The sequence below is a fragment of the Helicobacter sp. 12S02232-10 genome (assembly GCF_002272895.1).
GTDB lineage: Bacteria > Campylobacterota > Campylobacteria > Campylobacterales > Helicobacteraceae > Helicobacter_J.
On sequence record NZ_MLAQ01000020.1, the window covers coordinates 1 to 8,507 of the forward strand.

Here is an 8,507-nt window from a genome sequence, read left to right on the forward strand (position 1 = left end):
GGTCTTAGGAAGGGAGTGAGCGATGTTTTGCAAGTAGAACCTGCCCACTCCTAAAGAAAGATTTTAAATGTTTTAGATTATTTATCCTTTTGGAATAGAATGAATGATAGGTTAATAAAATAATAAAGGAGTCGTTCAATGAAAACCAAAAAATCAACTTTAAGTAGGCGAAAGTTTTTTAAAACTTCCACTCTTGCAGCGGGTGCTGTTTTGACTGCAGGGATTATAAAACCTTCTTTGGGTGCAGAGCAAAAACATTCTCATCTAAATTACAATCCGAATAATACTGATCGTTCAAGAGGCAGAATGTTTTTTACCAAAGATGAAGATTTTAAAGTTTTATCTGCAGCTGTTGAAAGGATTTTTCCTGAAGATGATTTAGGATCTGGGGCCATCAAACTTGGTGTAGCTTACTTTATAGATAATCAGTTTGCAGGAGCATATGGCAATAACGCTAAAGAATATATGCAAGGACCTTTTGATAAAGGAGTTCCTACTCAAGGGTATCAGACCCCAATGATTCGCCAAGAAATTTTTTTAGAAGGAGTCAGGTGTATTCAAAAGGAGGCATTAAAAAGATTTAAAAATAATTTTTTTGAGATTTCTCCTGCGCAACAAGATGGAATTTTGAAAGATTTTGAAGCAAATAAGGTTGCAATGATTGGTGTGGATTCAAGCTATTTTTTCTCACTTTTGCGGGAAATGACGTTATGTGGAGTTTATGCTGACCCTATTTATAATGGTAATGAGGGGATGAGAGGTTGGAAAATGAAAGAATTCCCCGGTGCACAGATGTCATATTTAGCATTTATTGATGATAAACAATTCCAAAAAATTCCCCCGATGTCCTTATCGGATATGCAAGGAGGAAAGTGATGGCAAAAATATTAAAAAAAGTTGATGTGGTAACTATCGGCGTGGGTTGGACAGGCGGCATTGTTGCAGCAGAATGTGCAAAAGCAGGCTTAAAAGTCGTCGGACTTGAGCGCGGAGGATTAAGAAGCACGCAAGACTTCGCTGAAGTTCATGATGAGTATCGCTATGCGATTAATTATGGTTTAATGCAAGATCTTTCCAAAGAAACGATTACCTTTAGAAATACTCCCCAACAAAAGGCCTTACCGATGAGAAAATTGGGATCGTTTTTGCTTGGAGAAGGACTTGGGGGAGCGGGCGTGCATTGGAACGGATGGACATATCGGTTTTTTCCTTATGATTTTGAAATTAAAACGATGACAGAAAAACGTTATGGAAAAAATAAACTTTCAAAAGATTATTTGCTTCAAGATTGGGGGATTACTTATGATGAAATGGAACCTTACTTTGACAAGTTTGAAAAAACTGCAGGCATTTCAGGGGAAGCAAAAAATCCTTTTGCAGGGAAAAGAAGCAGTGGGTATCCCAATCCGCCTTTAAGTACCACACCGATTTTGTCAAAATTTGAAGCAGTGACGCAAAAAATGCGGTTTCACCCTTATAGAATGCCTGCGGCAAATAGTTCTCAAAGCTATACTAATCCTGATGGAGAGACGCTTAATCCTTGTCAGTATTGTGCATTTTGTGAGAGATTTGGGTGTGAATATGGTGCAAAGGCAAGCCCGATTGTAACTGTGATCCCTACGGCATTAAAAACAGGAAATTATGAAATAAGACACCATAGTAATGTGGTTGAGATTCTTAAAAAAGGCGATAAAGTCACAGGTGTAAAATATGTTGATACACGTACTTTAGAGGAATATATCCAGCCCGCAGATATCGTAGTTTTAAGCAGTTTTATACTGAATAATGCCAAATTGTTAATGGTTTCAAAAATTGGCACACAATACGATCCTGTGAGCAGAAAAGGTACTTTGGGAAAAAATTATTGCTACCAGCTCAATGCAGGAACAACGGCATTTTTTGATGAACAATTTAATGTCTTTATGGGTTCAGGGGCTTTGGGAAGCAATATTGATGATTTTAACGGGGATAATTTTGATCATTCCGGTTTAGATTTTATCCACGGTGCCTTGATTTATGCACTGCAAAGTGGTTCAAGACCCATTGCAAGCAACCCGATTCCAAAAGGTACGCCCTTATGGGGAAGTGTGTTTAAAAAGGCTTCGATTCATAATTATACAAGAGTCATTAATATTGGAGGGCAGGGGGCTTCTATGCCATATTATCAAAATTATTTGGATTTAGATCCTGTATATAAGGACGCTTATGGTTTGCCATTGTTGCGAATGACGTATAACTTTACCGATCAAGATCGGGCATTGTTTAAGTTCATCACGCAAAAAACACAAGCGATTGCTAAAGAAATGAATCCTAAATCTATTGTTTCAGTCCCCCAGATTCGAGATTATAGCATTATTCCTTACCAATCTACCCATAATGTGGGAGGCACTACGATGGGGAATGATCCAGGACATAGCGTTGTTAATCATTATTTGCAACATTGGGATGTTGATAATCTTTTTGTAGTGGGTGCGGGAAATTTTTCACACAATAGCGGCTATAATCCTACAGGGACAGCAGGTGCTTTGGCTTATCGCTGTGCTGAGGGAATCATCAAATATCACAAAAAAGCTACTAAACTTGCTTGAAGATCTAAAAGGATCTTCAAAATCACGAGACTCTTAATCAATCATAGTTTTTTCTTAAGATAGTTAATATAAATTATATATTACATATTGATTGTTTTTTTAAGAATAGAATGAAAATATTCTTAAAATATACGGGAGTAGAAAATGAAAGTTGCAGAAGTTATTGTAGAAACTTTGGTTCAAGCAGGTGTTCAGAGGTGTTACGGGATTGTCGGAGATACGTTGAATCATTTTACCGATGCTGTTTATAAAAGTAAAAAAATTCAATGGGTGCATATGCGACACGAAGAGGCAGGAGGGTTTGCTGCTGGAGCGGATGCACTTATGAGCAAAAGACCCGTAGCGTGTGCAGGTTCTTGTGGTCCAGGCAGTTTGCATTTTATAAATTCTTTGATGGATGCAGGACGCAATGGTGCGCCTGTTGTTTTGATTGCCTCTCAATTAGAAAGTGGAAATCTTGGGACAGATTTTCCGCAAGAGGTTGATTTTAAAGCAATCTATGGGAGCTTTTGCGTTTTTTGCGAACAGATTCAAAGTCCCTCTCAAGCCCAGCAAATCATCACATTAGCCCTTCAAAACGCCATCAACAAAAAAGGCGTGGCAGTTGTGATTGTGCCTGTAAATATGAGCATTCAGTCCGTTGAATACAATAAAAATATGAAAGTGCATACCCCAAAACCGATTTTTTATCCCAATAAAAATGAAATCAGCCAAATGGCAAGCATTCTTGAAAAAGGAAAAAAAGTAGGCATTTATGCCGGAGCGGGGGTCGAAGATGCTCACGATGAGTTGATCGAGTTGGCTCAAAAAATTAAGGCACCCATTGCACATAGCGCACGTTCAAAAGATTTTGTTGAATACGATAATCCATATAATATGGGAATGACAGGTTTAGTTGGGTTGAAATCTGGATTTGAAATGATGAATGAATGCGATACCTTGCTAGTCTTGGGTTCTGATATGGCTTGGAGGCAATTTTATCCCCAAAAAGCCACCATCATTCAAGTTGATAATAATCCTGCTCATCTTGGACGCAGATGTGATGTAGAATTAGGTGTTTTAGGCGATGCAAAGCATACTTTGAAAAAATTGATTGAGGCTGTGAGTGAAAAAAATGATCGGGTTTTTCTGGATCATTGTTTGAAGATCAAGGCAGAGACGAATGAAAAATTACTTAAAGATACTGAAATTTCAAGCGAGTTGATTCATCCTCAAGCCCTGAGTGCTTTGATTGATAAATATGCTCCTGATGATGCTTTATTTAGTGCTGATGGAGGATCTCCGATGCTTTGGGCATTGCGTTATCTGAAAGGCAAAAAAGGACGCAGGTTTTTTACCTCTCTTTTACACGGAACGATGGCAAATGCGATGCCAATGGCTTTGGGATTAAAAAAAGCCTGTCCTCAAAGGGTGGTGATTTCTTTTTCTGGAGATGGCGGGTTGGCGATGCTTTTGGGAGACCTACTGACAGCAATTCAAGAAAATATTGCTATAAAAGTCGTAGTTTTTAATAATTCATCTTTGAATTTTGTGGAACTAGAGCAAAAAGTTGAGGGGCTTTTGGATAATTATACCGATCTTAAAAATCCTTCGTTTGCAAAAGTGGCTGAAATGATAGGCTTTGATGCTTGGCGAGTTGAGGGTTCAAGCGAACTTGAAAGGACTATTGAAAAATTTATGTCTTCTTCTAAGCCTGCACTTTTGGATGTGGTAGTGAATTCCAAAGAGTTGATTATGCCCCCTAAAGTGACTTTTTCTGAAGTGGCGCATTTTTCTTTATATTCGGCAAAAGCTGTGTTAGCAGGACGAGCAGGGGATGTAGAAGATATGATTAAAAGCAATATCAAACAACTCATTTAAACCACATCAAAGGGAGGGAAAGTATCGTTTGATTCACAATCAGAATAAAAAATTAAGTTTTGATTGGATATTATTCAATAAGATATTTTATAGAATGGAGTTTGTTTGAGAATAGGAAATATTTTTTATTTGATGCGAGTCCATCAGTATATCAAGAATTTTTTTATTTTTCTTCCCGTGTTTTTTGGTTTTAAGCTGTTTGATCTCCATATTTTTTTGAACTCTTTTATCGCTTTTGTGTGTTTTTGTTTGTGTGCAAGTGCAGTTTATATTTTTAATGATATTGTAGATGCTCCCAAAGATAAAATCCATCCGACCAAGCGTAATCGACCTATCGCTTCAGGAAAAATCAGCGTTGGTTTTGCCTCTAGTATTGCCTTTGTTCTTTTGTTCCTTGGGGGGGGGGGGGACAATATTTCTTCTAGATATTCAAGCGTTTTTTTGCATTCTTTTTTATGTAATTTTAAATCTTTTTTATAGTCTCAAACTCAAACATATCCCTATTTTAGATATTTTTATTATTGCTAGCGGTTTTGTTATTCGTCTATTTGTCGGCGCATTTGCAACAGGGGTGTTTTTGTCAGAATGGATCATTATTATGACTTTTTTGCTTGCACTTTTTTTGGCTTTAGCTAAGAGGCGTGATGATGTTATTTTGTATGAATCTGGTGAGGGAAAAATGCGTGAAGTTCTTGATGGCTACAATCGACAGTTTTTAGATATTGCTATGTCTGTGAGTGCTTCAATTGTAATGATTGCTTATATCTTGTGGAGTATTTCTTCTGAAGTGAAAGCGAGACTTCATAGCGATTATTTATATTTGAGTGCGGTATTTGTGCTTGCGGGAATATTTCGGTATATGCAGATTACGTTTGTAGAGAACAAAAGCGGGAGTCCTAGCAAGATTGTCTTGAAAGATGGATTTTTGCAAATCGTGATTGTATCTTGGCTGTTTGTTCTTGCGATTTTGATGTATCTGTAGAAGAAAGGAAGATAATGTTTTGGAAAGATAGATATATTTATTTTTTGATGTTTATTGTTTTTTGCGTATTTGCTTATATGAATTATCGCTTTTTGGATATTCAATTTTTAGGCGCTACAGGTGGGGATGAATTACCGCAATTCCATCAATGGTTGAATATGTATGAAGGTTTTAAACATTTTAATATTGAAAAAATTTTTCGCTTTGAATTTTATAATTACGGCTTTGTTTGGTATCTTCTGAATTTGGTTGTGATTGCACCTTTTCATCTAATGCATAATACAGAAATGGCAATCTATATGCCCCGCTTGCTTAATGGATTCTTTAGCGTGTTATGTTTATGGATGGTATATAAGATTTGCAGACTTTATTTAAGTGCTTTGTATGCTTATGGGGTTGTTTTGCTCATTATTTTGATGTCGGGATTTTGGGCAATGGGCTATATGGTCAAGCCCGATGTATTGCAAGCATTTTTTATCTTGTGGAGTGTTTTTTTACTTGCTCTAGATAAATTCCGTTTTGGTAAGATGTATTATGGAGCGATTTTTGTTTTTGGTCTTGCTGTAGGGGCTGCTAAATTTCAAGCCGTGATGTTTTTTCCTGTATTATATGCCTATATATTCATTCCTTATTTGAGGGATAAAACAACATTTTCTTTTAAAAAAATGCTATTGCATTGTGTCGGCGTATCTGTGGCTACAATGTTTCTTTGGTTGGTATTGAATCCCTATTTATTCCATCCTAGAGGAATGCGTGCTTGGTGGGATATGTTTGTTTTTAATATGGAGAGCAATGCAACCAATCACGGGTCTTATATCCACGTATCTTTGAGAGATAAAATTTTCAATGTGATTGATTTTTATTATTTTGAAATAATTGTTTTTGTTATTTTGCTTTGCATTTGTTTTGCCTTATTGTGGTGGTTTTTTTCAAAAAAGTCTCATCAGGATGGAGCAAAAATTTATAAGTGGGATTTTTTTGTAGTCCTTAATGTAGGGTTTTTGATTAGTCTATTTTATTTGTTATTTGCTGTCAATAAGGCTTGGAGTATTTATTATTTGAGCACCATTTATTTGGGGGTGTTGTTATTTATTCCAATGCTTACTTCTTTAAAATATTTTCAATATATTTTGATACCGCTATTGGTTTTGCAGATTTTTGGAGGGATGGGAGTAAATCAGGGCTATGAAGTTGTGTTTAAAAAATATGATAAAGATTTATCTGGACTTTATGCCCAAAGTGCTGAGTTGGTAAAAATATTGGAGCCTATTGTTAAAAAATCAGATTTACAAAAACAAAAGATTGAAATTCTGAGTGATCTTCCTTCTTTTGAATATAAAAAATTAGGATTGCGTAGCACAAATATCCATCAGATTTTTGCTCAACTTACACCTGATATGTTTTCTTCAGAGATTTTTTTGCAAAAATCCAACTCAAAAAATCTTGCTTACTTTATTTCTCCGGATTTGATTATTTTGTCAAAAAATAAATGGCATTTTTTTAAAAATCCCTCCGATTTGAAGGATAAAAATGCTTTGGAAAGTCTTAAAACAATTGAAGCCTTAAATAGAGGTGAATACGGTTATCAGAAAGTTGCAGAATCAAAAAATTTTATTATTTATGCAAAGAGCTTAAAAAAAGTTTCAAACATTCAAAAGGAAAAATAAAGTGCAAAATATCATAATGCTTGCAAGAAAATGGGATCAAAGGGTTGATCAAAAAGATTATTCTTGTATTCTAAATATCTTTTTAAGGGTTTCTTATAGTCTTTTGATTTTTGTTTCCTGTCTATTCCTGCTGGCTTCTTTGGGATTTTTGTTTGGTCTAAGTATCAATAGAATTTATTTTTTTATCGCTCTTTTTGTGGGCTTCATAACGCTTGTGTTTAGAAATAAAAATTATATCGCCTGCTCTATTTTATTTTGTTTTATTTTGATAGGTTCAATCTTATTGGCATTAATTTTATGGGATTCTAGTTTTGATGGACGTACATACCATCAAATGGCAATTTATTATTTGAGTAACGGATGGAATCCTATTTATCAAAAAATGGCTGATGTAAGTTCGCTCAAATTATTTTTAAGTGAGGAGCTTTGGATTGAGAATTATTCAAAGTTCGGCGAGATCGTTGCAAGTAATTTTGTGCAGGTATTTAAAAATATTGAGGTAGGAAAAGCGCTGAATTATATAGTTTGTATTGCTGCGTTTTTTTATGCGATAAATGTTTTAGCAAAAATTCCTCATATTAATTTTTACAAAGCTCTGCTACTTTCTTTTTTGGCGACTTTTAATCCTGTTTTGCTTGCTCAGATCAATACTTATTATGTTGATGGATTGTTGGGTTTGGCATTGCTTATTTTGTTTTTAAGTATCGTTGATTTGGAGATAAAGGCTGATAAAACCAAATATGTTATTTTTATTTTGGCAATCCTTATGGGAGCCCAAATCAAGTTTAGCGGGCTTGCTTATGTAGGGGTCATAGGAATTTTATATTTTTTATACAAGATCTTTAAGTTTAATTTCAAAGCCGCTAAGCCAATTTTTTGGAGCGGTATTTTTGCAGGAATTTTGATTATTTTAACAGGAATTAATCCTTATGTGACAAATATACTTCAAGATAGAAGCCCCTTTTATCCTTTGCTAGGAAAAGATAAGATTGATATCATCACTTATCAGAGTCCAAAAATTTTTAAGGATTTGAGTGCGCCTGAAAAGATATTTGTTTCTATTTTTTCTAAAACTCAAAATATCAGTTATGACTCAGGGCGCGATCCTGCTTGGAAGTTACCTTTTATGAAAAGCAAGAATGAAGAAAAATTATTGAATCCTGATATGAGGATTGGAGGATTTGGATACTATTTTGGAGGAATTATGATTTTGTTTGTGGGGGGGGGGGGGGGAATTGTTTTTGTTTTTGAAAAGGAAGGGTTTGGACCTTAAGGTAGGTAGAAATTTGATTGTTTTATTTTTAGATCGGAAGGTCACCCGTTTTACCCCCAGCACCCTTTTAATCCCGTTTGCGTTCGTCTCCTCTACAAAAAAAAAATAACTGTTTATTACAGATTGATTCTGTCTCT

The 8,507-nt window shown here is 35.3% G+C and carries 6 protein-coding genes; all 6 read left to right on the forward strand.

Going from position 1 to position 8,507, the window contains the following annotated elements; all coding sequences use genetic code 11:
- Positions 1-138: 138 nt before the first annotated feature.
- Entirely contained in the window at positions 139-876 is a 738-nt protein-coding gene (locus BKH41_RS09295) for a gluconate 2-dehydrogenase subunit 3 family protein (RefSeq protein WP_095299357.1), read from the forward strand.
- Positions 876-2,588 (forward strand): GMC family oxidoreductase, encoded by a 1,713-nt coding sequence (locus tag BKH41_RS09300; protein ID WP_095299359.1) that lies wholly within the window; start codon positions 876-878, stop codon positions 2,586-2,588. The genes BKH41_RS09295 and BKH41_RS09300 overlap by 1 nt, the downstream gene beginning before the upstream one ends.
- A 144-nt stretch (positions 2,589-2,732) precedes the next feature.
- A complete protein-coding gene (locus tag BKH41_RS09305) occupies positions 2,733-4,448 on the forward strand; it encodes a thiamine pyrophosphate-dependent enzyme (protein ID WP_095299361.1) in 1,716 nt (571 codons plus the stop codon).
- A 289-nt stretch (positions 4,449-4,737) separates the two neighbouring features.
- The gene (locus BKH41_RS10230; protein ID WP_343286861.1) at positions 4,738-5,430 is read left to right on the forward strand and encodes a UbiA prenyltransferase family protein; all 693 of its coding nucleotides are present in this window, start codon (positions 4,738-4,740) and stop codon (positions 5,428-5,430) included.
- A 14-nt stretch (positions 5,431-5,444) separates the two neighbouring features.
- The gene (locus BKH41_RS09315; protein ID WP_095299363.1) at positions 5,445-7,097 is read left to right on the forward strand and encodes a glycosyltransferase family 39 protein; all 1,653 of its coding nucleotides are present in this window, start codon (positions 5,445-5,447) and stop codon (positions 7,095-7,097) included.
- 1 nt (position 7,098) lies between these two features.
- On the forward strand, positions 7,099-8,370 hold the full coding sequence (locus tag BKH41_RS09320; RefSeq protein ID WP_095299365.1) for a hypothetical protein: 1,272 nt from the start codon (positions 7,099-7,101) through the stop codon (positions 8,368-8,370).
- Positions 8,371-8,507: the final 137 nt, after the last annotated feature.

Excerpts from the sequence above, each read along its gene's own strand:
- BKH41_RS09295 (WP_095299357.1), top strand. The coding sequence starts at position 139 with ATGAAAACCAAAAAATCAACTTTAAGTAGGCGAAAGTTTTTTAAAACT.
- BKH41_RS09300 (WP_095299359.1), top strand. The coding sequence starts at position 876 with ATGGCAAAAATATTAAAAAAAGTTGATGTGGTAACTATCGGCGTGGGT.
- BKH41_RS09305 (WP_095299361.1), top strand. The coding sequence starts at position 2,733 with ATGAAAGTTGCAGAAGTTATTGTAGAAACTTTGGTTCAAGCAGGTGTT.
- BKH41_RS10230 (WP_343286861.1), top strand. The coding sequence starts at position 4,738 with ATGCTCCCAAAGATAAAATCCATCCGACCAAGCGTAATCGACCTATCG.
- BKH41_RS09315 (WP_095299363.1), top strand. The coding sequence starts at position 5,445 with ATGTTTTGGAAAGATAGATATATTTATTTTTTGATGTTTATTGTTTTT.